The organism is Streptomyces poriticola, assembly GCF_036689765.1.
GTDB lineage: Bacteria > Actinomycetota > Actinomycetes > Streptomycetales > Streptomycetaceae > Streptomyces > Streptomyces poriticola.
Genome location: NZ_JBAGKH010000003.1, coordinates 203,754 through 228,704, shown reverse-complemented (window position 1 = coordinate 228,704; position 24,951 = coordinate 203,754). Strand labels below are relative to the sequence as shown.

Below are 24,951 nucleotides of genomic sequence, written 5' to 3'. Positions count from 1 at the left end.
TCCGACGGGGGCCGGCCGGGCGCCCTGTGTGGTCGGTCCCTGGCGCGCGCCCGGCGTCAGGAGACCTGCGCCGCGCGGTGCTCCATCGCCCGCCGGGCGCAGTCCTCGCTCACATACACCTCGCACATGTGCCGCCCGTCGGGCGTGGCCGTGTGCTCGACCTCCCAGAGGGAGATCTCCTCACCGTCGCCGAGCAGGAACGCATGCTCGTACAGCGCGAAGCACAGCCCCGCGCGGTTCGCCCGGCCGGGGCGGCCGAAGGCCTGGGTGATCCGGTACGCGGACGCCGCGGCCAGGATCGCGGCCACGTCGGTGCCCGGTTGGTCCGGGTTCTCCGCGCGGCGGAGCAGCCGGCGCGCGTGGTCCGCCGTACCACCCCGTACATAGGAGTGGCGCGGCGTGGGGATCGGCGCCAGCTGCACCAGCATCGGCAGCTCGAACTCCGGTCCGTCCAGCGGCAGGGGCAGCCGTGCCGTGGCGGCACGCACCTCCTCCTCGTCCGCGTACACCTCATGGTGCGGTTCGCGGCCGCCGGCGGTGGTGTGCACCAGCTCCCACAGGGTGAGCGCCGAGCCGTCGGCGAGCAGCCAGGTGTGCCGGTACGTCTCCCGGTGCCGCCCGGCGCTGTGGTGCGCGGAATGCAGCGAACTGGCGTGTGCCAGCGCGCCGTCCAGCCGCCGAACCGTCGTGTCGGGCAGCTCGAACGAGTTCAGTGCACGTCCGAGCAGTCGCGCGAGATGCTCCTCCGGGGTCTCCACCGACTCGGGGGGCTCGTCCGCTGCGGTCTCGTACCGAACGCTCAAGGTTTCTCCTGGCGTTGCTGCATGTCACCTTGTGGGTGCATACCGTAGCCCCTCGGTCGGACATCGTGTCCGGGAACCGAGAAAACGTACGCATGAAATACGCGTGAGCCGCGCGGGGGGTTCCCGCACGGCCCACGATCCGTCAGAAACCGTTTGCTACACGGCGCTTCCGGCGATCCATTCGCTCCACGACATGTTCCAGCCGTTGAGCCCGTTCCCCGGCTCGACGGTCGAGTCCGGGGAGTTCTTGACGATCACGACGTCCCCGATCAACGAATTGTCGAAGAACCACTTGCCGGAGGTGTCCGCCCGGCCGCCCTGCGCGTCCCGCAGCCCGATGCAGCCGTGGCTGGTGCCCGCGACCCCGAACGGCGGGTTGGACTTCTTGTACCAGTAGTTTCCGTGCAGGAACGTCCCCGACCGGGTCAGGCGCATCGCGTGCGGCACATCCGGGATGTCGTAGGTGTAGCCGACCGTCGAGCCGTCCATCCGGGTCTGGGTGAACTTCTGCGAGATCACCATCTGCCCGTTGTACGTCGGGGTCGCGGAGCTGCCCGCCGATACGGGAACCGACTTGATCGTCCTCCCGTCCCGGACCACCGTCATGGTCTGGGTGTCGGCGTCGACGGTCGAGACCTGTGAACGGCCCACGGTGAAGCCGACCGTCTTCTTCTGTACGCCGTAGAGACCGTCGGCGCCCTCCACACCGTCCAGATCGATCTTCACGGTGATCCTGGAGCCGGCCTTCCAGTACTCCTGGGGCCGGAAGTCGAGCCGCTTCGGGTCGAACCAGTGCCCGACCACCTTCTGCCCGCTGCTGGAGGTGACCGTGATGTGCGACTGCACGGCCCTGCGGTCGCTGATCGGCTTGTCGAACTTGAACGACACCGGCATCCCCACCCCGACCGTGGTGCCGTTGTCCGGCGTATAGGTGCCGATGAAACTGTCGGCCGGGGAGACGGTGGTGAAAGCCGCGTTCTCCGCCGCCGTCCGGCCGTCGGCGTCCTTCGCAGTGGCCGCGATCCGGTACTTCGTGCCGCGCTCCAGCTGCTCCTTCGGCTTCCAGGCCCGGCCGTCCGCGGAGAGGCCGCCGGGCACGGCCGCCCCCGTGTCGGCGACGGTCATCCTCACCTCGGTCAGCCGGCCGTCACTGACCTTGACGCCGGTGGTGTTGATCGACGCGCTGGTGGAGCCGTCCTCCGCCGAGATCGCGATCTTGGCGGAGGACACCTCGGGTGCCTCGGCGGAGGCACCGCCCCTGCCGTCGCTGTCGTCATCGGCGCTGGCACTGCCACCGCACGCGGTGAGGGTCAGGGCGCCGACCACCAGGGCGGCCCAGGCCCCCCGTACGCGCCGCCTTGTTATGTCCGGCGTTGTCACGGGCTGCTCCCGGTTCATGTGATGTGCGTGATCCGTTCCAGTACGTGGTGGAAGAGGGACCGCCGCCCGGCGGCGTTCCTCTCCATCGCCGCGAACGCCGTTACGTGACAGAACCGGGACATTTGCGTGGCCGGAGCGATGCCGGCCCCGGACCGCTACACCGACGACGTGCCGTACAGCTCCCCGTACGACGGCCAGCTCCCGCCCGGTCCGGCCACCGGCTCGGCCGACCGGACGGCACGCACGATCGCCCGGGTCACCATGTCCGCACCTGCCGCCAGCAGGTCGTTCAGCGCAAGCGGCTGCCCGGCGTCCAGCGGGCGTCGCCCGGTCGCCAGGGCGAACACCGTGTCCCCGTCGCTCAGCAGGTGCACCGGGCGCACAGCCCGCGCGATACCGTCGTGCGCCGTGCCCGCCAGTTTCTGCGCCTGCGCCTTGGACAGCTCGGCATCCGTGGCGACCACCGCCAGCGTGGTGTTCAGCGGCGGTGGTGCGTTCTCCGCCGCGATCTCCGCCAGCCGCCGCCGCGCCGCCTCGAGGACCCCCTCCTCCGGGTACGCGATCCGCCTGCCCTCGAACAACTCCCCGTACAGCACCCCCGTTTCCGGATCAACCGCCGAACCCGCCGCGTTGGCCACCACCAGCGCTGCCACCGTCACGCCGGAGTCCAGCACCGTGCTCGCGCTGCCCACCCCGCCCTTCAGCGGTCCGACCGCCGCCCCCGTCCCGGCCCCCACACACCCCTGCGGCACCGGTGCCCCGGGACCGCTCGCGTCCGCGGCCGCCACCGCCGTCCGCCCGGTGGCCGCATCGGGACGGGCCCGGAAGTCGCCGCCGCGCCCCAGGTCGAAGACGCAGGCGGCCGGCACCACCGGCACCACATGCGCCGGATCGGGCCCGACGCGCACCCCCCGTCCCCGTTCCTCGAGCCAGGCCATCACCCCGGACGCCGCGTCCAGCCCGTAGGCGCTGCCACCGGTCAGCACCACCGCCTCGACCTTCTGCACGAGGTTGCGCGGATCGAGTGCGTCGGTCTCCTTGGTGCCGGGGCCACCGCCGCGTACATCCACCGCGGCGACCGCACCGCCCTCCGGGGCCAGCACGACCGTCGTCCCGGTGAGCCACCCCTCGCCCCGGCGGGTCGCATGCCCCACCCGCACACCGGCCACATCCGTCAATGCGTCAACTGTCATGCCGACAGTGTCGTCCAGCGGAGGGCTCCGCCTCCGGGTCCTGGTCCGTTTCCGCCACCGCCGCCGGGATCAGGCCGCCGGTGCGGCTCTGCTCGCCCTGGCGGTCATGCGTGCCGTGAGCGCCACTCCCGTCGCCACCGCCAGCGCCGTGACGATCCCCGCGGCGAGCACCGCCCAGTCGCCGAGGAAGGTGCAGCAGATGACCAGCAGCGCGGTGGTCGGCAGCACCAGCTGCTGGGCGATGCCCACCTTGAAGTGGCGCGAGTGCAGCGCCCACACCGTCAGCAGGTACAACGCCGTCGGCAGGGTCACCGCGGCGGACGCGGCCAGCGTCGAGATGTGTGCCTCGCCCACCGCGTGCTCCACCGCCACCTCCAGCCCGGCCCCGATCGCGGCGGCCGAGGCGAACACCAGGTAGTGCCCGTAGCCCCACAGGAACGCCTGTCTGTTGGAGCGCAGATGCCCGTGGATCGGCACCACGAAGTAGATCCACCAGGCGGCGAACACGATCAGCAGTCCGCCGGCCGCGACCGGCAGCACTTCCCTGAGCGCGTCGTTCTCCTCGACGCCCGACTTCACCGCCACCGTGGCCGCGGCGATCGTCTCGCCCAGCACGATGATCGTGAAGAGCCCGTACCGCTCGGCGATGTGGTGCGGATGCCAGGACGAGGGGTGATCCATCTCAGCGAGCACCGGCACGGACATCTCCAGCACCGCCATCACCAGGAACACCCATGGCCGGCCGCCCTCCGGCAGGAACAGCAGGCCCAGCCAGCCGATCTGGCACAGCAGCACACCCGCGGCGTAGCGGTGGGCCATTCTGCGCTCCGGCGGTGCGGCGGCCCGGGCGGCCCGGAGCCACTGGGTCACCAGCGCCAGCCGCATGATCGCGTAGCCCAGCCAGACGGCCAGGAAGTCATGGTCCTCGAAGGCCCGGGAGACCCCGGCCGCCAGCACCAGCACCCCGGTCATCTGCACCATGGTGACGACCCGGTAGAGCGCGTCGTCGTTGTCGTACGCCGAGGCGAACCAGGTGAAGTTCATCCAGGCCCACCAGATGGCGAAGAACACCATCGCGTAGTTGAGGATCCCCTCGCCGGGATGCCCCTCGGCTACGGCGTGCACCAGCTGGACGCCCGCCTGGGCGACGGCCACGACGAAACAGAGATCGAAGAACAGCTCCAGCGGTGTGGCGGAACGGTGGACCTCGTCCCGGCCGCGGGCCGTGAGCCTGCGCAGCGGCGGCTTGCGCCCGCCGGGCCCGCCCGACGGCAGCGGGCCCGACGGCGGGGGAGTCGGAGTCGGACTGGACGTCATGACCCCAGCACAACAGAACGGGCCAGGATGTGCTTCCGGACGACGCCGCAGGTGGGAGGGGTCGGCATGCCGGCCGTTGGGTGCGGCGGGACCAGCCCGTGCGCCGTACCCTGGGGGCATGAGCACCCCGGCCCCCGCTTCCCAGCCCGACCCCGAGCCCGCCCGGGAGCCGGATCCCGAGCCGGTGCCCGAGACGGCCGGGGAGTCCGCCACAGGGCCCGGCCCGCGGGCTCCCGGGCCCGCGCTGGTCTTCGACGATCCCCTGGACCAGCAGTCCTCGGACGACACCGACCGAGGGTGGGGCGAGGCCAAGGGCGGCGACGGCGCGGCGGACCTGAGGCGCTTCCTCGACGAGAAACCGCCGCACCACCTGTGAGCTGCCGCTCCCTCCGGGGCCGCCGAGCCTTCTGCGGCTGCAGCCTCTCCGGGGACCCCCGCTCCCGTGGCTGCCACTCCGACCGTGGCTGCCGCTCCGTCCGGGGCCGGTGCCGCTACTCCCGGTCGTGGCCGGAGCCGCGCTGCGCGACCAGCGCGTCGCGGATCTCCTTCAGCACCTCCAGCTCGGTGATCTCGACGACCTCCTGCGCGCCCTCCTTGGCCTTCTTGCGGGCCGCCTGCCGGGCCAGGTACTTGGACATCGGCAGCACCATCAGGAAGTAGACGACCGCCGCGGTGATCAGGAAGCTGAGGGTGGCACCGAGGACGGAGCCCCAGAGGATCCGCACCCCGGTCGCGCTGTCGCCGGTGCCCTCGCACGGGCCCTTGAGGCAGGAGCTGTAGCTCTCCAGGCTCTGCGTGCCGAACGCTCCGACCAGCGGGTTGACGACCCCCTCCACCACCGAGTTGACGATGTTGGTGAAGGCGGCGCCGATGACGACCGCCACGGCCAGATCGATGACGTTTCCTCGCGTCAGGAAGGTCTTGAAGCCTTCCCAGACGCTCGGCTGCTTCTCGCTCACCTCGGGGGCTCTCCTCGCATGATCCGGTTGCCCAACAAAACGCTCCGCAACCTACGTCAGCGTTGGGCCGCCTTGTCCAATTCGATCGCTCGATCGAGGGACTTGACAGCCGCCGTGCCGGGCAGCGGTTCACCACAGCGTCACCGCCAGCCGTGCCGTGGCGCTCGCTCCGGCGAGCCGGGTCGCCGTGGCCCGCGGCACGGAGAGCACGACCAGCGCCCCGCCGCCGGTTCCGCTCCCGGCGCCGGGCACAGCCCGCTCCCCGGGACCCTCGGGCACTTCGGTGACGCGGGCTCCGCGCGCCACGACCCGGGTCCGGCCGCCGGCCGCCGCATCCTCGGCGGCGATGACATCCACCCGGTCACCCCGCCGCAGCAGCCGGACCGTGGCCGCGTCGGCGATCCGCACGGGCGCCGACACCCGCCCGGCACCGGAGTGCGGGCGTACCGGTTGCCCCGAGCCGGACGCGGCCGGGACCGCCGGCCCCGCGGGTGCGGGCGGGTGACCGCGGGCCAGGTGCGGGGCGTCCCCGGAGCCCGGCGCCGCCACCAGCACCGCCGCGGTCATCGCGAGCCCGGCCGCCACCGTCCGCCTCCGGTGCCGTACCAGCCGGTGCAGCGCCCAGCGCCCGCCGCGCACCCGCACCGGGGCGAACTGCGGCACCTCGCGCAGGGGCGGCACCTCACTGCCGACCGGGCGCGGGAAGCCAGTTGGTCGAGAGGGAAGCGGGGGTGACGACGATGACGGCCCAGCGAAGGGCCACGAGAGCGACGAGGACGCCGGGGACGCCGAGAGTGACGAGGGCGACGAGCGGGATGAAGACGATGAGAGAGATGAAGACGACGAGAGGGATGAAGAGGACGAGAGGGACGAGGATGATGCGAACGACGGACCTGGCACGACTACCACCACCTGCGACGAGGAATCGGCTTGCCCGTCCACGATGGGGTCCTGCGCCGAAACCTGCCGCAGCCCGTGTGCTACCCACGGGTTGTGGACAACTCCCTCACCCGAACGAGTCGCTCCGCAGTCCGCAGTCCGCAGTCCGCAGTCCGCAGTCCGCAGGCCTCAGTCCGCAACCCTCTGCTGCCCGCGGTCCGCGGTCCGCCGTCCGCCGTGCCTCCGCTCCGCCGACGCCTACGGCAGCACGAACCCCGGATCCATCCCGCCCAGTGCCCCGATGCAGGGGCAGTCCCGCTCGCCGGTCGCCGGCAGCGCGGCAACCGCGTCGAACAGCACACCGCGCAGCCGGTCCACGTTGGCTGCGAACACGCGCAGCACCTCGTCGTGCGAGACGCCCTCGCCGGACTCGGCGCCCGCGTCGAGATCGGTGACCAGGGTCAGCGAGGTGTAGCAGAGCTCCAGTTCGCGGGCGAGGGCGGCCTCCGGGTGCCCGGTCATGCCCACCACGGACCAGCCCTGCGACCGATGCCACAACGATTCGGCACGGGTGGAGAAGCGCGGCCCCTCGACCACGGCCAGGGTGCCGCCGTCCACCGGTTCCCAGTCCCGGCCCCGCGCCGCCTTCAGGGCCGCCGCCCGCCCGGCGGGGCAGTACGGGTCGGCCAGCGACACGTGCACCACGTTCGGCACCGTGCCGTCGGGCAACGGCAGACCGTCGAAGTACGTCGCGGCCCGGGATTTCGTCCGGTCGACGAACTGGTCCGGAACCAGCAGCGTGCCGGGACCGTACTCGGGGCGCAGCCCCCCGACCGCGCACGGGCCGAGGACCTGGCGCACTCCGGCCGAACGGAGCGCCCACAGATTGGCGCGGTAGTTGATCCGGTGCGGCGGCAGATGGTGGCCGCGCCCGTGCCGGGGCAGGAACGCGACGCGCCGGCCGGCGATCTCGCCGAAGAAGAGGGAGTCGCTGGGCGCCCCGTACGGGGTGTCCACCTGGACCTCGGTCACGTCGTCGAGGAACGAGTAGAAACCGGATCCGCCGATCACGCCGATCTCGGCGTGCGCCTTGTTCGCCATGCCCGCACCCTAGCCGCCGCCCGTACGGCCGAGAACGCCGAGGACCCCGCCGTCAGCGGACGACAGGGTCTCGTGAGAAGTGCGGATCGGGCGCCGTCCGCCGCGGTGCTGCCGCGGACGGTGCGCCCGGACGCCCTACGCGGCGGTGCTGCCGGCCTTGCTGGAGGACGAGCCCGAGCCCGAGGAGGACGAGGACGAGGAAGAGGAAGAGGACGGCGAGGAGTCCGAGGAGGAGGACGAGGACGATTCGGAGGCCCCGGACGACGACTTCGACCCCGCCGGCGAGCTGCTCGACGAGGAGCCACGGCTGTCATTGCGGTAGAAGCCGGAGCCCTTGAAGACGATGCCGACGGCCGAGAACACCTTCTTGAGGCGGCCCTGGCAGTTCGGGCACTCGGTCAGGGCGTCGTCGGTGAACTTCTGCACCGCCTCGAGGCCCTCGCCGCACTCGGTGCACTGGTACTGGTAGGTCGGCACTGTCTTCCTCCTGGCACTCTCACTCGATGAGTGCTAACGACGTTCTATAGTGACCTATTCCTCGGGATCAGTCCACTGTGGCGGGCGTGCGGTGACCGATGCCACGTGCGACGGTCCGGCCGACGGGCCGCGCCGTCAGCCGGGACCGCAGCGCCACCAGAGTTACCAGGGCGAGCACCGTGCCACCCATCGGGACCAGGAACCCGGCGCCGTCCCAGAGCCGGTCCTCCAGCTGGCCGGCGACCGTGACGGCCGCCGCCTGACCGAGCGCCACCGCGCCGGTGAGCCAGGTGAACGCTTCCGTGCGCGCCCCGGCCGGGACCAGGCCCTCGACCAGGGTGTAGCCGGTGATCAGGGCGGGCGCGATGGACACGCCGACCAGCAGTCCGAGGCCCGCCAGCATCGGCACCGACTCCGCGGCCCACAGGCCGGACGCGGTCAGGGCGAGGGCGGTGTAGCCGACGAGGAGGCGGTGCTGCGGGGCCAGTTTCCAGGCGACGGCGCCGCAGACGAGCCCGGAGAGCATGTTGCCGGCGGCGAAGATGCCGTACAGGACTCCGTTCATGCCGGGCTCGCCGATCGACTCGGTGAACGCGGCCAGCGCGACCTGCATGCCGCCGAAGACGGAGCCGATGCCGACGAACGTCACGATCAGCACGCGCACGCCGGGCACGCGCAGCGCGGAGGCGTGCTGCACGCGCGCGTGCTCTCCGCCGACGGGGCCGACCGGCGGCTGGGTGCTCCGCTGCGCGGCGAACAGCAGACCGCCCACCAGGGTGAGCGAGGCCTCGGCGACCAGACCGGCGGCCGGGTCCACGGCCGTGCACAGTGCTGTGGCCAGCAGCGGGCCGAGGACGAACGTCAGCTCGTCGGTGACCGACTCGAAGGCCGCGGCGGTGCCCAGCAGGGGCGAACCCTTGAGCTTGACACCCCAGCGGGCCCGCACCATCGGGCCGACCTGCGGCACCGATGCGCCGGTGGGCACGGCCGCGGCGAACAGCAGCCACAGTGGTGCGTGGGTGAGCGCGAGGGCGGTCAGTGTCAGACCGGACAGGGCGTGTACGAGGACACCGGGGACCAGGACGGCACGCTGCCCGTAGCGGTCGGCGAGCCGGCCGCTGTAGGGGGCGAACAGCGCCATGGAGACGCCGGTGGCGGCAGCGACGGCGCCGGCCGCACCGTAGGAGCCGGTGGTGTGCTGCACCAGCAGCACGATGGAGAGCGTCAGCATCGCGAACGGCTGGCGTGCCGCGAAGCCGGGGAGCAGGAAGGTCCAGGCGCCGCGGGTGCGCAGCAGCTGTCCGTAGCCCGGGCGGGAGGCCGATGCCTGGTCCGGTGCCTCCTCCGGCGCGTTCTTCCCCTTCTGTGCCGGGGCGACCGTGGATGCCACGGCCCGTGCCTTTCTGCCGCCTGGTAGCGCGGCCCCGCGCTCGTGGCACGGGGCGTCGCCGAGAGCTGTCCTCTTGCGCGGACTGCGGTAGATACCGGGGCCCTAGCGGTAGAGGGGGCGTGCCGGCCGCCATACGGTCGCGCCAGCTCTGCGTCAGGCAGAGTTGGTTCGATCTGGTGACGCCTTCATCGTACAGGGGCAAACGGAATGCAGGCCTGTGAAAACGAGCACCGTGCAAACGTTCACCTGCGATTGCGACCCACATCACCCTCGTCACCCTCGTACGGAGCCATCCCCCGCAGCCTGGACGAAGCGCACCGGGCTCACCCCGTGCCCAGCCACCCGGCCAGCTTGCCGCCGCGGCCGACCGCGCGCAGCCGCTGTTCGGCGGCGTCGCGGACCGGGTCGGTGGCGACCACCAGCAGTTCGTCGCCGCGCCGCAGCACGGTGGAGGGCAGCGGGACGAAGGAGGTCCCGTCGCGGACGACGAGGGTGACCGCGGACCCGGCGGGCAGCCGCAGCTCGCTGATCTCGACGCCGTGCATCTTCGACGCCTCGGGGACGGCGAAGGACAGCAGATGTCCGTTCAACCGCTCCAGGGGCGCCGACTCGATCCCGAGGTCGGCGGCCTCGGCACCGTCGCCCAGGCGCAGCTTGCGGGCCAGCCACGGCAGCGTCGGGCCCTGCACCAGGGTGTAGACGACGACCAGGACGAAGACCATGTTGAAGATCGCGCGGCTGCCCTCGACGCCCTCCACCATGGGGATGGTCGCCAGGATGATGGGCACCGCACCGCGCAGCCCGGCCCAGGACATCAGGGTCTGTTCCTGCCAGGGCACCCGGAACGGCAGCAGGCACAGCACGACGCTCAGCGGGCGCGCCACCATGGTCAGCACCAGCCCGATGACCAGGGCCGGCACGATGTCGTCCACCAGGTCGTGCGGGGTGACCAGGAGGCCGAGCAGCACGAACATGCCGATCTGGGCGATCCAGCCCACGCCGTCGGCGAAGCCGCGGGTGGCGGGCCAGTGCGGCAGCCGGGCGTTGCCCATCACCATCGAGGCGAGGTAGACGGCCAGGAAGCCGCTGCCCTGCGCCATGGCACCGGCCGCGTACGCGGCGACGGCGATGGCCATGACGGCGATCGGGTAGAGGCCGGAGGCGGGCAGCGCCACATGTCTCAGGCCCAGGGCGCCCAGCCAGCCCACGGCGAGCCCGATGGCCGCGCCGATGGCCAGCTGCAGCGCTATCCCGCCCAGCAGCACGTACCAGTGGTCCACCGGACCGGCCGTGGAGAACGCGACCACCAGGATGACGACCGGGGCGTCGTTGAAGCCCGACTCCGCCTCCAGTGTGCCCGTCACGCGCGCGGGGAGCGGGATCCGGCGCAGCACCGAGAAGACCGCCGCCGCGTCCGTCGAGGACACCACCGCCCCGATGATCAGCGACTGCCGCCACTCCAGCCCGGTCAGGTAGTGCGCGCCCGCCGCGGTCACCGCGACGCTGATCGCGACCCCGACCAGCGCCAGTGCGGAGGCGGCGGGCAGTGCCGGTCTGATCTCCTTCCACTTCGTGCCGAGACCGCCCTCGGCCAGGATCACGACCAGTGCGGCGTAGCCGATGACCTGGGTGAGTTCGGCGTTGTCGAAGTGGATGTCGCCGATGCCGTCCTGGCCCATGGCGATGCCGATGGCCAGGTAGACGAGCAGGCTGGGGAGCCCGCTGCGCGAGGAGATCCGGACCGCTGCGACGGCGACGAGCAGGACGAGCGAGCAGACGAGCAGGAGCTGGTTGAGGTCGTGGACAGTCAGCGGCCGTTCCCTTCCCTGGCACACAGGATCCGCGGACACCGCGGCAAACTACTTCGTTACCTTACCTAACTCTTGACGATTTCTTGACGCTCGCCTTGGCGAGATCGAACGTCCGTGCGCGCCGGTTCCCCACTCCGCGTCCAGGGGGAGCGGGCCCTGCGCCTATGGTTGCTCCAGCGTTCAGTACAAAGCACAGCCAGCCCCTGCCGCTCGTGTTAGGACAGCAAGGACAGCGATGCCCCCCACCAACAACGCCTCTTCGGGTCAGCAGCCCGGCAAGTCCGGCAGGAAGAAGGGGCGCAGAGCCCGACTGGTCGTCCTCGTGCTGGTGCTCGCCGTGGTCGGCGGGCTCGCCTTCGGCGGCTACTGGTCGGTCAGCACCGTCCGCGCCTCCTTTCCGCAGACCAAGGGTTCGATCACGCTCGAGGGTCTTTCGGGGCCGGTCGACGTCAAGCGTGACGCCTACGGCATTCCGCAGATCTATGCCTCGTCCGACGAGGACCTGTTCATGGCGCAGGGCTATGTGCAGGCCCAGGACCGGTTCTACGAGATGGATGTGCGCCGGCACATGACCGCGGGCCGCCTGTCGGAGATGTTCGGCAAGGGCCAGGTGGACAACGACGCCTTCCTGCGCACGCTGGGCTGGCACCGGGTGGCGCAGAAGGAGTACGACGAGAAGCTGTCGGAGTCGACGAAGAAGTATCTCCAGGCCTACGCCAAGGGGGTCAACGCGTACCTGGACGGCAAGGACGCCAAGAGCATCTCCCTGGAGTACGCGGCGCTCGGGTTCACCAACGACTACACGCCGCAGAAGTGGACCCCGGTCGACTCGGTGGCCTGGCTGAAGGCGATGGCCTGGGACCTGCGCGGCAACATGCAGGACGAGGTCGACCGCTCCCTGATGACCAGCCGCCTCGGCCCGAAGCAGGTCGCCGACCTCTACCCGGCGTACCCGTACGACCGGAACGAGGCGATCGTCCAGGACGGCCAGTACGACGAGCTGACCGGCATCTTCGACGGCGGCGACGGCTCCGGCGGTTCTTCCGGCACCGGCACCGGCGACGGCACGGGCACGGGGAGCGGAACGGGCGCCGGGACCGGCACCGGGACCGGCACGGGGAGCGGCACCGGCGGCGCCCTGCAGAGCCAGCTCGCCGGCCTCCAGAACGTCCTGGACGACCTGCCCGTCGCCGTCGGTGTCAACGGCAACGGCATCGGCTCCAACTCCTGGGTCGTCGCCGGGGAGCACACCATCACCGGAAAGCCGCTGCTCGCCAACGACCCGCATCTGTCGCCGTCGCTGCCCTCCGTCTGGTACCAGATGGGCCTGCACTGCCGCAGCGTCACCGACAGCTGCCAGTACGACGTCTCCGGCTACACCTTCGCGGGCACGCCCGGCGTGATCATCGGCCACAACCAGGACATCGCCTGGGGCCTGACCAACTCCGGCGTCGACGTCACCGACCTCTACCTCGAGAAGATCACCGGTGACGGCTACCAGTACGACGGCAAGGTGGTCCCCTTCGAGACCCGCGAGGAGACCATCGAGGTCGCCGGCGGCTCCTCCAAGACGATCGTCGTCCGCGAGACCAACAACGGCCCCCTGCTCTCCGACCGCGACGACGACCTGGTCGAGACCGGGGAGAAGGCCACCGTCGACGCCGCAGCCCCCGACCGCGGCGACGGCTACGGCGTCGCCCTGCGCTGGACCGCACTGGACCCCGGCACCACCATGGACGCCGTCTTCGCCATGGACCGCGCGAAGGACTGGAACGACTTCCGCGAGGCCGCCGCCCTGTTCGAGGTGCCCTCGCAGAACCTGGTCTACGCCGACCGCGACGACAACATCGGCTACACCCTGCCCGGCCGGATCCCGGTGCGCGCCGAGGGCCACGACGGCTCGGTCCCCGCGCCCGGCTGGGACCCCGACTACCGCTGGACCGGCGAGTACATCCCGCAGGACGAGCTGCCCTACGAGTACAACCCCGACCGCGGCTACATCGTCACCGCCAACCAGGCCGTGGTCGACGAGGACGCCTACCCGCACACCCTCACCACGGACTGGGGATACGGCACCCGCAGCCAGCGCATCGCCGCCCTGATCGAGCAGAAGATCAAGGGCGACGGCAAGATCTCCACCGACGACATGCGCCAGATGCAGCTGGACAACAGCAGCGAGATCGCCAAGCTGCTCGTGCCCTATCTGCAGAAGATCGACATCGAGGACAAGGACGTCCGCGAGGCCCAGAAGCTGCTCGACGGCTGGGACTACACCCAGGACGCCGACTCGGCGGCGGCGGCCTACTTCAACGCCGTCTGGCGCAACATCCTCAAGCTGGCCTTCGGCAACAAGCTGCCCAAGGAACTGCGCGTCAAGGGCCAGTGCCTGTGGGTCGACCCGGTCGACAGCACCCGGCCGCAGGACGAGACGCAGAAGGTCCGCGAGTGCGGGCAGCGCGACGGCGAGCAGGCGCAGCCGGACGGCGGCGACCGCTGGTACGAGGTGGTCCGGACCCTGATGGAGGACCCGGAGAGCGACTGGTGGTCGACGCCCGCCTACCACGCGCGCAAGGGTGCCGACCGCAACCGCGACGAGTTGTTCGAGCGCGCCATGATCGACGCCCGCTGGGAGCTGACCGCCAAGCTCGGCAAGGACATCGACACCTGGAGCTGGGGCCGGCTGCACCGGCTGTTCCTGAAGAACCAGACCCTGGGCACCGAGGGCCCCGGCTTCCTGAAGTACGCCCTCAACCGGGGACCGTGGGAGCTCAGCGGCGGCGAGGCGGCGGTCAACGCCACCGGCTGGAACGCGGCAGGCGGCTACGGCGTGGTCTGGGTGCCGTCGATGCGGATGGTGGTCAACCTCGACGACCCCGACAAGTCGAAGTGGATCAACCTCACCGGGGCCTCGGGGCACGCCTACAGCTCGCACTACACCGACCAGACCGACAAGTGGGCCGAGGGCGAGCTGCTGGACTGGTCCTTCACCGAGAAGGCGGTCGAGGACAGCACCAGCGACACGCTGGTCCTCAAGCCGTAGCCCAAGCCGTAGCCCATGCCATAGCCCCCTACGGACCCTCTGGCAGCCCGGAACCGGCCTCCACCCGCGCGTGGAGGCCGGTTCCGCCCGTTTCCGCACCCCGGGGAGTGCCGGAGTACCGTCCCCTGGACGGTGCCGGAGCCTCCGCCCCTGGCGCGCCCCGGAGAGCGCCCGGTCGCTCGGCAGTCAGCGGAATGCCCCGCCCCCGCCCCCCGGCCGCCGCCGGAACCGCCGTACCTCCGACGGCGTCACCACCGCGTCCACCGGCCGGTCGTGCGGCTCCGCGGGCACCCGCGGGACGACCTCCGCGTCGTACAGCAGCACCACCAGGGCCGGATGCGCGCCCGCCCGGTCGAGCCGCGCCAGCACCCGGTCGTAACTGCCGCCGCCGCGCCCCAGCCGCAGCCCCCGCTCGTCGACCGCCAGCCCCGGCAGCAGCACGGCGTCGGCGGTGGTCACGGCGTCCGCGCCCATGCGCTCCCCGGCGGGCTCCAGAAGTGCCATCCGCCCGCCGCCGTGCCGCACGCGCGCGAGGGAGGCCGCCCCGTCGTAGGCGCCCCAGTCCAGGTCGTTGTCGGGGAGCAGCGCGGGCAGCAATACGCGCACACCCCGCGCGCGCAGCGCGTCGAGCAGCGCGCGCGTCCCGGGCTCGGCGCCCACCGAGACATACGCCGCCACCGTGCGCGCCTGCGCCAGCTCGGGCAGGCCGAGGGCCCGTCCGGCCAACGCCTGCGCCGTTCCGCGCAGGTCATCTGTGGTCAACCTGTTCCTCGCCGCAAGGATTTCGCGCCGCAACGTACGCTTGTCAGGCTCGCCCGCGGGTGCGCTGTCGGTCATCGTGGCTCTGCCGTCCTTCCTGTAGGCTCATATGAGCGCCAACCGGTCGGAGTCACAGTTTCCTCCCATCTGCACCGGCTAGGGTGTCGGGCATGACTCAGGCGCAACCCAGGATCAGCAAGGCTGTCATCCCCGCAGCAGGCCTCGGCACCCGGTTCCTGCCGGCCACCAAAGCCACTCCCAAGGAGATGCTGCCGGTCGTCGACAAGCCGGCTATCCAGTACGTGGTCGAGGAGGCCGTGGCCGCGGGCCTCGGCGACGTCCTCATGGTGACAGGACGCAACAAGCGGCCCCTGGAGGACCACTTCGACCGCAACTACGAGCTGGAGTCCGCCCTGGAGAAGAAGGGCGATGCCGAGCGCCTGGGCAAGGTCCAGGAGTCCAGCGACCTGGCCATGATCCACTACGTCCGCCAGGGCGACCCCAAGGGCCTCGGCCACGCCGTCCTGTGCGCCGCCCCGCACGTCGGCGAAGAGCCCTTCGCGGTGCTGCTCGGCGACGACCTGATCGACCCGCGCGACCCGCTGCTGCAGCGCATGATCGAGGTGCAGGAGCAGCACGGCGGCAGCGTCATCGCCCTCATGGAGGTCGCCCCCGAGCAGATCCACCTCTACGGGTGCGCGGCCGTCGAGGCCACCGCGGACGGCGACGTGGTCAAGGTGAGCGACCTGGTCGAGAAGCCGGACGCGGCGGACGCACCGTCGAACTACGCCATCATCGGCCGCTACGTCCTCGACCCGCGCATCTTCGACATACTCCGCAAGACGGAGCCGGGCCGCGGCGGCGAGATCCAGATCACCGACGCCCTCCAGCAGCTCGCGGCGGACGAGAAGGTCGGCGGCCCGGTGCACGGCGTCGTCTTCAAGGGCCGCCGCTATGACACCGGAGACCGCGGCGACTATCTGCGTGCCATTGTCAGACTCGCGTGCGAACGTGAAGACCTGGGCCCGGACTTCCGGACCTGGCTTCGCAGTTACGTAGCCGAGGAGATGTAGCAACGTTGAGCAGCGCCGCGCCCCGCGCCACCGGCCACGACCACGAGGCCGGTGACGGCTCCCTGTGGTCCGTGGACGATCACCTGGAGGACGTCCTCACCACCGTCCGCCCCCTCGAACCCATCGAGCTGAACCTGCTCGACGCCCAGGGCTGCGTCCTGGTCGACGACGTCACGGTGCCGGTCTCCCTGCCGCCGTTCGACAACAGCTCCATGGACGGGTACGCGGTCCGGGTCGCCGACGTGCAGGGTGCGAGTGCGGAGTACCCCGCAGTCCTCGAGGTCGTCGGGGACGTCGCCGCGGGGCAGTCCGGCCTCACGCGCGTGGGCCCCGGGCAGGCCGCCCGCATCATGACCGGGGCTCCGCTGCCGCCCGGCGCCGAGACCGTCGTGCCCGTGGAGTGGACCGACGGAGGGCTCGGCGAGGGCCCGGTGAGCGGGATGCGCGCCCGCAGCCTGGCCCCGGAGGGCGCCGAGGGACAGGTGCACGTGTACCGGCAGGCCGAGGCGCGCGCGCATGTGCGCACCCAGGGCAGCGATGTCCAGGCCGGCGACCTCGCCCTGGTGGCGGGCACCGTCCTCGGACCGCCGCAGATCGCCCTGCTCGCCGCGATCGGCCGCGGCCGGGTCCGGGTCCGCCCCCGTCCCCGGGTCGTCGTGCTGTCCACCGGCAGCGAACTGGTCCAGCCCGGTGAGGAGCTGGCCCACGGTCAGATCTACGACTCCAACAGCTTCGCCCTCACCGCCGCCGCCCGCGACGCCGGGGCGATCGCCTACCGGGTGGGGGCCGTCACCGACGACGCCGAGACGCTGCGCTCCACCATCGAGGACCAGCTGGTCCGCGCCGACCTGATGGTCACCACGGGCGGCGTCAGCGTCGGGGCGTACGACGTGGTCAAGGAGGCCCTCGCGCACGTCGCCGACGAGGACGAGCCGGGCGGCGGCGTGGAGTTCCGCAAGCTCGCCATGCAGCCAGGCAAGCCGCAGGGCTTCGGCTCCGTCGGCCCCGACCACACCCCGCTGCTGGCGCTGCCGGGCAACCCGGTGTCGTCGTACGTCTCCTTCGAGCTGTTCGTCCGCCCCGCCATCCGCACCCTGATGGGCCTGCCGGACGTGCACAGACCGACGACCGCCGCCACGCTCTCCGCCGACAAGGCGCTCACCTCGCCCAAGGGCCGCCGCCAGTTCCTGCGCGGCCGGTACGACGAGGCCGCGGGCGCGGTCACCCCGGTCGGTGGCGCCGGTTCGCATCTGGTGGCGGCCCTCGCCCAGGCCGACGCGCTGATCGTGGTCCCCGAGGACACCGAGTCCGTCGAGCCCGGCAGCGGGGTACGGGTGATCCTGCTCGGGTGACCCCGCCGAGTTGGCGGTACCGTGTCGCGCACAACAGGCCCGCGTGCCGCACCGCGCGGGCCCGGACCGGGAGCGCCACACGAGCATGAGCAAGCAGGACCGACCCACCCAGGACCCGCAGGGCCGCCGGCCCGAGGACCGTCTGACGCACATCGACGACGCGGGCGCCGCCCGCATGGTCGACGTCTCCGGCAAGGACGTGACCGCCCGCACCGCGCGCGCCACCGGACGCGTCCTCGTCTCGCCGCGCGTGGTCGAGCTGCTGCGCGGCGAGGGCGTCCCCAAGGGCGATGCGCTGGCCACCGCACGGATCGCGGGGATCATGGGGGCCAAACGCACCCCGGACCTGATCCCGCTGTGCCATCCGTTGTCGGTGTCGGGTGTGAAACTGGACCTGTCGGTCGCGGACGACGCAGTGGAGATCACCGCCACCGTGCGGACGACGGATCGTACGGGTGTGGAGATGGAGGCCCTCACCGCGGTCTCCGTCGCCGCGCTCACCGTGATCGACATGGTCAAGGCCGTCGACAAGGAAGCGGTGATCACGGACGTGCGGGTGGAGGAGAAGACGGGCGGCAAGTCGGGCGACTGGAGCCGGGCATGACCCTCGACGCATCGGCGGGCGGGGCCCTGGCCGCGCCGTACAGCGCGCTGGTGGTGACCGCCTCCAACCGCGCCGCCGCCGGGATCTACGAGGACAGGGGCGGCCCGCTGGTCGCCGACGGGCTCAGGCGATTCGGCTTCGCGGTCGACGGCCCCCAGGTCGTCCCGGACGGCGACCCGGTCGAGGCCGTCCTGCGGGCCGGTGCCGGTGCCGGGTACGACGTGATCGTCACCACCGGCGGCACCGGCATCTCGCCCACCGACGGCACCCCGGAGGCCACTCGGGCGGTGATCGAGTACGAGGTGCCGGGCATCGCGGAGGCCGTCCGGGCCCACGGCCGGGACAAGGTGCCGACCGCGGCGCTGTCCCGGGGCCTGGCAGGCGTTGTCCGGGGCACGCTGATCGTGAACCTTCCGGGCTCCAGCGGCGGGGTGAAGGACGGACTGGCGGTCCTGGAGCCCCTGCTGATCCACGCCGTCGACCAGATCCGCGGCGGCGACCACCCCAGACCCTCCGGCGGGGGTGCCAGCTGAACCGCCCCTCCTGGCCCGTGGAGCTGGCGGACGGCGAGGTCGTCCTCCGGCCGATAAGACTGCGCGACCAGCGGGCCTGGCGCGAGGTCAACCGCCGCAACCGCGACTGGCTGCGGCCCTGGGAGGCGACGATCCCGCCGCCCGGCCCCGGCGGGCCCATCACCAACCGGCCGACCTACCGCCAGATGGTGCGGCATCTGCGCTCGGAGGCGAACGCGGGCCGGATGCTGCCGTTCGTCATCGAGTACCAGGGCCGGCTGGTCGGACAGCTGACGGTGGCCGGGATCACCTGGGGCTCGATGTGCTCCGGGCACGTCGGCTACTGGGTGGACGAAGCGGTGGCCGGCCGCGGGGTGATGCCGACGGCCGTCGCGATGGTCGTGGACCACTGTTTCCGGACCGTCGGGCTGCACCGCATCGAGGTCTGCATTCGCCCGGAGAACGGTCCCAGCCGGCGGGTGGTCGAGAAACTCGGATTCCGCGAGGAGGGCCTCCGGCCGCGCTATCTGCACATCGACGGCGGCTGGCGCGACCACCTCGTCTACGCGCTCACCGCGGAAGAGGTGCCCGAGGGGCTGCTGCGCCGCTGGCACCGCACCCGCGCCCGGGACACCCGGCGGAACGCGTCGGGGAATCCCGCTCGACCGGGCACCGGAATTGAATAAATGTTCGAAATTGATCGAGTCGAGGTCAATCCGGGCCTGGGAATTCGCGGCTCCGCCCGCCGACTGATCGCATCCGTCACAAGAAAATTTCGAAATATCAGCCAGATCGTGCGACACACCGGCTCAATTGGCGGATGGCCTCGCGCAAACCCCTCTACCGTGTGAGGCGTGAGCAGCAGCGGCCTCATCTACGCAGTCATCGTCGGGGCCTGGGCCGCCTACTTGGTGCCGATGTGGCTCCGTAGGCAGGACGAGCTGAACGAGGCCCGTCCGACGGAACGCTTCAGCACCGCCATCCGGCTGCTGTCCGGACGGGCGGCCATGGAGCGCCGGTACGCCAAGGACCTGCAGGCGCGCTCCGCCGATGAGGCGGAGACCGACGCCGTCGACCCGGACGCCGCCACCGACTCGGTGGACGTCCGGGCCTTCGCCGTGTCCCGGACCCGACGCCACACTCCGCCGGCCGCCCCGGCCCCGGCTTCGGCCCCGGCCTCTGCGCCCGGCCCGGAGCGCCCCGCGCCCGCACCGGCACGGGACCGGGTACCGCCCGCCCGGCGCGCCGGCGGCGCGGAGGCGGCGGCCCGTGCCCGGCGCTCCAAGGTGCTGGCCCGGCGCCGCCGCACCACCATCGTGCTGTTCCTCGCCTTCACGCTCGGCGCGATCGTCGCCGCCGTGGGCGGGCTCGCCTTCCTTTGGGCGCCCGGCGTGCCCGCCGTCCTGCTCAGCGCGTACATCGCCTATCTGCGCTCCCAGGAGCGCCGCCGCTTCGCCTTCCAGATGGACCGGCGCCGGGCCGAGGTCGCGGCACAGCGGCTGCGGGAACGCGACCGTCGGCCGCGCCGCCGTGCCGCCGCCGACATGACCGCCGAGGCCGACGCCGAGGAGCCCGGTGCGGTCCCGGACCCGTCCGCCGACCACCCCGGACTCTCGGCGTTCGCCGCCGACCGGCGCGCGCTGGTCGAGCAGACCGACCACGCCGAGTGGGTCGACCAGCAGCGCGAGCGGCAGCGCCGCCCCGGCCAGAGCGGCGACAGCTGGGACCCGGTCCCGGTGCCGCTGCCGACCTACGTCACCGCACCCGTCGCCCCCCGCGCCACCAACGACGTGGACCTCGGCGCACCGGACGCCTGGAGCTCGGCCCGCTCCAGCGCCGTACCCCGCGACCCGGAACACCGGCCGGACGCCGAGGCCGGGGCCGGCCCCGAGCCCACGCCGGACGAGCCCGAGCCGCACGCCGAGGACCGCCCCCGCGGCGGAGCCCGCCGCGCCGCCTCCGCCCGCCGGGCCAGAGGGCGGGGTCGCACCCCGCTGTTCGACCAGTACGAGGACGGCGACCGGCCCAAGGCGGCCAACGAGTAGACCGGTCCCGGCCGCCGTCCGCCCCCGGAACGGATTTTTGAGCAGGCCGATCGGGGTGCTAAAGTTTCATTCGTTGCAAGGGCCTGTGGCGCAGTCCGGTAGCGCACCTCGTTCGCATCGAGGGGGCCAGGGGTTCAAATCCCCTCAGGTCCACGCAGCTCAGAGCCCCGGTAGGGATATCCCGACCGGGGCTCTGACGTGTCATCCGGCAGCGAACTCTGATCCACCGGCTGCGGAGTCCGCGCAAGCGTTCCACGCCGCCGGCTCCCCGGTACGCCTGGGGCCGGCCGCCGCAGTGGGGCTTCAGGAGTGAGGTGCCGGGGCGTCAGCCGACGGGGACGTACGTTCATGTCCGAGCCCCGCGGGACAGGCGCCGTTCTGCAGTGGTGATCAGGATTCCCCACAGCATCGCCAGATCTGCCGCGCCTTCGGCGTCGTCGGCCCAGCGGGTGGTCCTCAGCGGATGCACCTGGTCGAGGAGGACGCCTCCCCGCGCCAGGACGAAGGCCGATGCCGGCATGGCCGCTCGTCCTTGAACAGCACGGCTCCGAGCAGGACCACGAAGAACGGCTGGGTGTGGTCCACGGCGGTGGCCACGGAGACGGGCGTCGAGCTGTAGGACCCGAAGAGGAGGGCCCAGTTGAAAGGGGCCCGACAGCAGCATGGCCGCCGTCAGTTCGACTGCTGCCCGCTGCGGGAAGCCGGCGCACACGCAAGCTACGAACTCCTGCGAGGCCCGGTCCACGCGCCGCTGGGGAACGGAATCGACGCCCGTGTCAGGCTGCCGATGGGAGGGCACGACGGCGAGAGCGGGGGCGTCGCCCCCGAGACAGACCCGTTACCCGGGGTCGTGCAACCCTCGCCGCGACCCGGAGGTCACCTGGGGCACGGCGTCACCGCTGCGGCGGTGGCGCCATTCTGTCGTCTGGAAACGGAAGAAGAACCATGAGACGTAGCTCCCTGCGCTCGTCGTGGGGCCTTGCCGCCGTGGCCGGTGTGGCCGCCGCCGGGCTCGCCACGGCGGGCCTGGCCGGTGTCGCCCACGCCGCGGAGGGCGAGGCGGCACCGCTGCCCGTCACCATCACCGGTCCGGACAAGGTGGACCTGGCGCTGGACGGGGACGAGGACGAGTCCGGGCAGCCGCAGATCCGGCTGGGGATCACCGGACCGGGCGAGTACGACCCGGACAGCGACCAGGACCCCGAGCCGATCCCCAACGACGGCTACTCCGTCACGATCGACGCCACCGCGCTGCAGGGCTTCGCCGACGTCGAACTGCCCGAGTACTGCGACCTCGAAGGGCTGGTCGCGGTCTGCCGGACCAGCAGCCTCTACCCCGGCGACAGCTACAACCCGAGCTGGAGCGTCCGCCTGGACCTGAAGGACGCCGCCAAGGCCGGCGACTTCGGCAAGATCAAGGTGACCGGCGCCGGCGAGGGCCTGGAGTTCAACGAGCACACGGTCGACGTGCTCGTCGGCGGGCCCAAGCTGCTGAAGAAGCAGCTCGCGCCGGAGCCGAAGGGCTTCGAGGCCGGCGACGTCTACAACGCCACGCTCGGCTTCGTCAACGACGGCAGCATGGCCGCCGACGGGGTCGTGCTGCGCTTCGCCGGCTCGCGCGGCCTGTCCTTCCCCGACTCGTACGACAACTGCGAGTACGCGGAGGAGAACAAGGACAGCCTGCTCCTCCAGCGGAAGGTCGCGCTGTGCACCTTCGAGGGCGAGTACCTGCCCGGTCTGGCCTATGAGCTGAGCGAGCCGATCCGGGTCAAGACCGCCGACTTCGCCCTCAACGACGTCTTCCACTACGGCTTCGACGCCGTCGGCGCAAAGAGCGTCGGCCGGCTGCGGTCGGGCGCCGACTACCGCGCCGGGTCCGGCAGGACGCTCACCCTGAAGCCGGTCACCGGCCGCGCCGACGACTACGGGCAGTACGCCGAGATCGACCTGGCCACGAAGAACACCTACGACCTCGACCTGACCGGCGCCCGCGTCGCCGGGAAGCAGGGCGAGACCGTCACCGTCGACGTCGGCCTGAGCAACCACGGACCCGCCTGGATCGGCGCGCAGCGCTCCGGCGGTGAGCCGATGGGCTTCTTCGTGCAGATCCCCCGGGGCGCCAGCGTCGTGCAGAGCCCCTGCCGCCCCTACGGCGACTCCAAGAGCGAGTACCTCTGCTTCGCCGAAACTCCGTTCCTCGAGGACGACCGGCGCACCTTCCGCTTCGAACTGCGCATCGACGAGGTCGTCGCGGGCGCCAAGGGCAAGATCGCTTTCCCCGAGTGGGACAACCCCCTCGAGGGCAACCCCTCCAACGACGACGGCTGGATCGTGCTGAACGGCACCGGCGACGAGGAGACCCCGGGCGACACCGGCGGCTCCGGCAGCGGCGGTGACGGCGGTGACGGCGGCGCCACGGGCGGGTCCGGTTCCACCGGCGGCTCGGACGCCACCAACGGCGGCGGCTCGGGCTCGGGCGGCTCCGACGGCGGTGCAACCGGCGGGAACGGCGGCGGCAGCACCGGTTCCACCGAGGGCACCAGCGGGGATGAGTCGCCCCAGGGCGGGCTGGCCTCCACCGGTTCCACGGCGTTGCTCGCCTCGGCCGGTGCCGCGCTCGCCCTGGTCGCGGGCGGCGTGCTGTTCGTCGTCGCCCGCCGCCGCAAGGCCGGTGGCACGGCCTGACGGCAGGTGAAGCAAGGCGGACGGGGGCCCCGTGGACAATGCGTCCACGGGGCCCCGTCGTCACGGCTTCGTCGTCACGGCTTCGTCGTCCCGAGCCGTGTCGTCAGGAGCCGACTCGTCGGAGCGGTGCCGTCAGAACCTCTTGGCGTAGCAGAGGCTCTCCTCGTGGAAGCGGTAGTAGCCGAACTTCTCGCACGGCTCGTAGCCGCTGGAGGCGTACAGGGCGACGGCCTCCGGCTGCATGGTGCCGGTCTCCAGCACCATGCGGATCCGGCCGGCCGCGCGGGCGTCCTCCTCCAGGGCTGCCAGGATGCGGCGGGCCAGACCCCGGCCGCGCATCTGCTCGATCACGAACATCCGCTTCAGCTCGGCGTCCCCGTCGAGATTGCCCGTCTCGTTGGCGTCCTGGGCGCGCCAGCCGCCCGAGGCCACCGGGGTGCCGCTGTCGTCGTACGCGATCAGGTACAGCCCGCTCGGCGGGCTGAAGTCCGCCGGAGCCAGCGGGGTGGAGTCGCCGCCGTCGCCGTAGCGGACGTGGTACTCGGCCTGGACCGCGTCGTTGAGCTTCACGGCGTCGGGGTGGTCGAAGGCGACTCGACGTATGTTCATGCTATCCACCGTATATGAATACATTCCAATAGTTGACCCCGTCCAGTGTGCCGGTATCGTGCCCTGGTGCTCACCGTGACCTCCGTCAACGTCAATGGACTGCGTGCCGCCGCGAAGAAGGGCTTCGTGGAGTGGCTCGGCGGGACCTCCGCCGATGTGCTCTGCCTGCAGGAGGTGCGCGCCGAGCCGCAGCAGCTGCCCGAGCAGGTCCGCACGCCCGACGGCTGGCACGTCACGCACGCCCCCGCCGCCGCCAGGGGCCGGGCCGGCGTCTCCCTCTACACGCGCCGCGAGCCGGACCGTGTCCAGGTCGGCTTCGGCTCGTCCGAGTTCGACGGCAGCGGCCGGTACGTGGAGGCCGACCTGCCGGGTGTGACCGTCGCCTCCCTCTACCTCCCCTCCGGGGAGGTCGGCACCGGGCGCCAGGACGAGAAGGTCCGCTTCATGGGCGAGTTCCTCGCCCACCTCAAGGAGTTGCGCGAGCGCGCCGCCGCCGACGGCCGCGAGGTCGTCGTCTGCGGCGACTGGAACATCGCCCACCGCGAGGCCGACCTGAAGAACTGGCGCGGCAACACCAGGAACTCCGGGTTCCTGCCGGAGGAGCGGGAGTGGCTGGGCCGGGTCCTCGACCCGGCCGAGGGCGGCTACGTCGACGTGATGCGCGCGCTGCACCCCGGCACCACCGGCCCGTACACCTGGTGGTCGTACCGCGGCCGGGCCTTCGACAACGACTCGGGATGGCGGATCGACTACCAGATGGCGACCCCCGGTCTCGCCGCCCGCGCCGTCAAGGGCGCCGTCGAACGTGCCGCCACACACGCGGAGCGCTGGTCGGACCACGCCCCGGTGACCGTGGTCTACGGCGGCTGAGCGCTCCGCTGGAAGTGCCGCGCTGTGCCGTCGCCCGTCCGCGGCGCAGTCGTGGCCGGCCGGGCAGTTCTCCGCGCCCCTCCAGGGTGCTG

Annotated in this window: 23 protein-coding genes and 1 tRNA gene; 11 read left to right on the top strand and 13 right to left on the bottom strand. The window is 71.9% G+C overall.

Annotated features, from left to right (window positions below):
• Positions 1–56: 56 nt before the first annotated feature.
• The 4 genes from V5O46_RS06110 to V5O46_RS06095 all read right to left on the bottom strand — a co-directional run bounded on the left by V5O46_RS06110 (position 57) and on the right by V5O46_RS06095 (position 4,693).
• Positions 57–803, bottom strand: coding sequence for a DUF6227 family protein (locus tag V5O46_RS06110; RefSeq protein WP_332883399.1), 747 nt, complete (start codon positions 801–803; stop codon positions 57–59).
• A 156-nt stretch (positions 804–959) separates the two neighbouring features.
• Positions 960–2,183: a L,D-transpeptidase gene (locus V5O46_RS06105; RefSeq protein ID WP_332883398.1), complete on the bottom strand. Its 1,224-nt coding sequence runs from the start codon at positions 2,181–2,183 to the stop codon at positions 960–962.
• A 155-nt stretch (positions 2,184–2,338) separates the two neighbouring features.
• Positions 2,339–3,376 (bottom strand): P1 family peptidase, encoded by a 1,038-nt coding sequence (locus V5O46_RS06100; RefSeq protein ID WP_332883397.1) that lies wholly within the window; start codon positions 3,374–3,376, stop codon positions 2,339–2,341.
• 69 nt (positions 3,377–3,445) lie between these two features.
• Positions 3,446–4,693, bottom strand: coding sequence for a low temperature requirement protein A (locus V5O46_RS06095; RefSeq protein ID WP_332883396.1), 1,248 nt, complete (start codon positions 4,691–4,693; stop codon positions 3,446–3,448).
• 118 nt (positions 4,694–4,811) lie between these two features.
• Here V5O46_RS06095 and V5O46_RS06090 point away from each other — a divergent pair, with 118 nt between their 5' ends.
• Positions 4,812–5,069, top strand: coding sequence for a hypothetical protein (locus V5O46_RS06090; RefSeq protein WP_408648920.1), 258 nt, complete (start codon positions 4,812–4,814; stop codon positions 5,067–5,069).
• Between the two features lie 115 nt (positions 5,070–5,184).
• On the opposite strand, the gene V5O46_RS06085 is transcribed toward V5O46_RS06090, so the two are convergent.
• The 6 genes from V5O46_RS06085 to V5O46_RS06060 all read right to left on the bottom strand — a co-directional run bounded on the left by V5O46_RS06085 (position 5,185) and on the right by V5O46_RS06060 (position 11,349).
• A complete protein-coding gene (locus tag V5O46_RS06085) occupies positions 5,185–5,652 on the bottom strand; it encodes a large conductance mechanosensitive channel protein MscL (RefSeq protein WP_332883395.1) in 468 nt (155 codons plus the stop codon).
• 129 nt (positions 5,653–5,781) lie between these two features.
• On the bottom strand, positions 5,782–6,333 hold the full coding sequence (locus tag V5O46_RS06080; protein WP_332883394.1) for a hypothetical protein: 552 nt from the start codon (positions 6,331–6,333) through the stop codon (positions 5,782–5,784).
• 456 nt (positions 6,334–6,789) lie between these two features.
• Complete coding sequence (locus V5O46_RS06075) at positions 6,790–7,632, bottom strand: S-methyl-5'-thioadenosine phosphorylase (RefSeq protein WP_332883393.1); 843 nt, start codon at positions 7,630–7,632, stop codon at positions 6,790–6,792.
• 135 nt (positions 7,633–7,767) lie between these two features.
• Positions 7,768–8,109, bottom strand: a complete 342-nt coding sequence (locus V5O46_RS06070) for an FmdB family zinc ribbon protein (protein WP_332883392.1) — start codon at positions 8,107–8,109, stop codon at positions 7,768–7,770.
• A 67-nt stretch (positions 8,110–8,176) separates the two neighbouring features.
• Positions 8,177–9,499 carry an MFS transporter gene (locus tag V5O46_RS06065; RefSeq protein WP_332883391.1) on the bottom strand — a complete coding sequence of 441 codons (1,323 nt, stop codon included), beginning with the start codon at positions 9,497–9,499 and terminating at the stop codon, positions 8,177–8,179.
• A 323-nt stretch (positions 9,500–9,822) separates the two neighbouring features.
• Entirely contained in the window at positions 9,823–11,349 is a 1,527-nt protein-coding gene (locus V5O46_RS06060) for a potassium/proton antiporter (protein WP_332883390.1), read from the bottom strand.
• 196 nt (positions 11,350–11,545) lie between these two features.
• Between V5O46_RS06060 and V5O46_RS06055 the strand changes: the two genes are divergently transcribed.
• Positions 11,546–14,350 (top strand): penicillin acylase family protein, encoded by a 2,805-nt coding sequence (locus tag V5O46_RS06055; protein ID WP_332883389.1) that lies wholly within the window; start codon positions 11,546–11,548, stop codon positions 14,348–14,350.
• Positions 14,351–14,536: 186 nt separating this feature from the next.
• Here V5O46_RS06055 and V5O46_RS06050 read toward each other — a convergent pair whose 3' ends face one another.
• A complete protein-coding gene (locus V5O46_RS06050; protein ID WP_332883388.1) occupies positions 14,537–15,187 on the bottom strand; it encodes a 5-formyltetrahydrofolate cyclo-ligase in 651 nt (216 codons plus the stop codon).
• Positions 15,188–15,279: 92 nt separating this feature from the next.
• Between V5O46_RS06050 and galU the strand changes: the two genes are divergently transcribed.
• The 7 genes from galU to V5O46_RS06015 all read left to right on the top strand — a co-directional run bounded on the left by galU (position 15,280) and on the right by V5O46_RS06015 (position 20,848).
• Positions 15,280–16,182: a UTP--glucose-1-phosphate uridylyltransferase GalU gene (gene galU, locus V5O46_RS06045; protein ID WP_332883387.1), complete on the top strand. Its 903-nt coding sequence runs from the start codon at positions 15,280–15,282 to the stop codon at positions 16,180–16,182.
• A 5-nt stretch (positions 16,183–16,187) separates the two neighbouring features.
• The gene (gene glp, locus V5O46_RS06040; RefSeq protein ID WP_332883386.1) at positions 16,188–17,534 is read left to right on the top strand and encodes a molybdotransferase-like divisome protein Glp; all 1,347 of its coding nucleotides are present in this window, start codon (positions 16,188–16,190) and stop codon (positions 17,532–17,534) included.
• Positions 17,535–17,619: 85 nt separating this feature from the next.
• Positions 17,620–18,138, top strand: a complete 519-nt coding sequence (gene moaC, locus V5O46_RS06035; protein ID WP_332883385.1) for a cyclic pyranopterin monophosphate synthase MoaC — start codon at positions 17,620–17,622, stop codon at positions 18,136–18,138.
• Complete coding sequence (locus V5O46_RS06030) at positions 18,135–18,671, top strand: MogA/MoaB family molybdenum cofactor biosynthesis protein (protein ID WP_332883384.1); 537 nt, start codon at positions 18,135–18,137, stop codon at positions 18,669–18,671. The genes moaC and V5O46_RS06030 overlap by 4 nt, the downstream gene beginning before the upstream one ends.
• A 17-nt stretch (positions 18,672–18,688) precedes the next feature.
• Positions 18,689–19,336, top strand: coding sequence for a GNAT family N-acetyltransferase (locus V5O46_RS06025; protein ID WP_332883383.1), 648 nt, complete (start codon positions 18,689–18,691; stop codon positions 19,334–19,336).
• Positions 19,337–19,504: 168 nt separating this feature from the next.
• Complete coding sequence (sepX, locus tag V5O46_RS06020) at positions 19,505–20,695, top strand: divisome protein SepX/GlpR (protein WP_332883382.1); 1,191 nt, start codon at positions 19,505–19,507, stop codon at positions 20,693–20,695.
• Between the two features lie 79 nt (positions 20,696–20,774).
• Positions 20,775–20,848: transfer RNA gene (locus tag V5O46_RS06015), tRNA-Ala, on the top strand.
• A gap of 193 nt (positions 20,849–21,041) precedes the next feature.
• Here the strand turns inward: V5O46_RS06015 and V5O46_RS06010 are convergent.
• Positions 21,042–21,215 (bottom strand): hypothetical protein, encoded by a 174-nt coding sequence (locus tag V5O46_RS06010; RefSeq protein WP_332883381.1) that lies wholly within the window; start codon positions 21,213–21,215, stop codon positions 21,042–21,044.
• A 425-nt stretch (positions 21,216–21,640) separates the two neighbouring features.
• On the opposite strand from V5O46_RS06010, the gene V5O46_RS06005 reads away from it, so the two are divergent.
• A complete protein-coding gene (locus tag V5O46_RS06005; protein ID WP_332883380.1) occupies positions 21,641–23,380 on the top strand; it encodes a hypothetical protein in 1,740 nt (579 codons plus the stop codon).
• Positions 23,381–23,512: 132 nt separating this feature from the next.
• On the opposite strand, the gene V5O46_RS06000 is transcribed toward V5O46_RS06005, so the two are convergent.
• Complete coding sequence (locus V5O46_RS06000) at positions 23,513–23,989, bottom strand: GNAT family N-acetyltransferase (RefSeq protein WP_332883379.1); 477 nt, start codon at positions 23,987–23,989, stop codon at positions 23,513–23,515.
• A gap of 66 nt (positions 23,990–24,055) precedes the next feature.
• Here V5O46_RS06000 and V5O46_RS05995 point away from each other — a divergent pair, with 66 nt between their 5' ends.
• Positions 24,056–24,859 (top strand): exodeoxyribonuclease III, encoded by an 804-nt coding sequence (locus V5O46_RS05995; RefSeq protein ID WP_332883378.1) that lies wholly within the window; start codon positions 24,056–24,058, stop codon positions 24,857–24,859.
• Positions 24,860–24,951: the final 92 nt, after the last annotated feature.

Bases quoted from the DNA above. Each gene is read 5' to 3' on its own strand.
- V5O46_RS06095 (WP_332883396.1), bottom strand. From the start codon at position 4,693: ATGACGTCCAGTCCGACTCCGACTCCCCCGCCGTCGGGCCCGCTGCCG.
- V5O46_RS06030 (WP_332883384.1), top strand. From the start codon at position 18,135: ATGACCCTCGACGCATCGGCGGGCGGGGCCCTGGCCGCGCCGTACAGC.
- V5O46_RS06010 (WP_332883381.1), bottom strand. From the start codon at position 21,215: ATGCCGGCATCGGCCTTCGTCCTGGCGCGGGGAGGCGTCCTCCTCGAC.
- V5O46_RS06090 (WP_408648920.1), top strand. From the start codon at position 4,812: ATGAGCACCCCGGCCCCCGCTTCCCAGCCCGACCCCGAGCCCGCCCGG.
- V5O46_RS06050 (WP_332883388.1), bottom strand. From the start codon at position 15,187: ATGACCGACAGCGCACCCGCGGGCGAGCCTGACAAGCGTACGTTGCGG.
- V5O46_RS06075 (WP_332883393.1), bottom strand. From the start codon at position 7,632: ATGGCGAACAAGGCGCACGCCGAGATCGGCGTGATCGGCGGATCCGGT.
- galU (WP_332883387.1), top strand. From the start codon at position 15,280: ATGACTCAGGCGCAACCCAGGATCAGCAAGGCTGTCATCCCCGCAGCA.
- moaC (WP_332883385.1), top strand. From the start codon at position 17,620: ATGAGCAAGCAGGACCGACCCACCCAGGACCCGCAGGGCCGCCGGCCC.
- V5O46_RS06005 (WP_332883380.1), top strand. From the start codon at position 21,641: ATGAGACGTAGCTCCCTGCGCTCGTCGTGGGGCCTTGCCGCCGTGGCC.
- V5O46_RS06055 (WP_332883389.1), top strand. From the start codon at position 11,546: ATGCCCCCCACCAACAACGCCTCTTCGGGTCAGCAGCCCGGCAAGTCC.
- V5O46_RS06100 (WP_332883397.1), bottom strand. From the start codon at position 3,376: ATGACAGTTGACGCATTGACGGATGTGGCCGGTGTGCGGGTGGGGCAT.
- V5O46_RS06000 (WP_332883379.1), bottom strand. From the start codon at position 23,989: ATGAACATACGTCGAGTCGCCTTCGACCACCCCGACGCCGTGAAGCTC.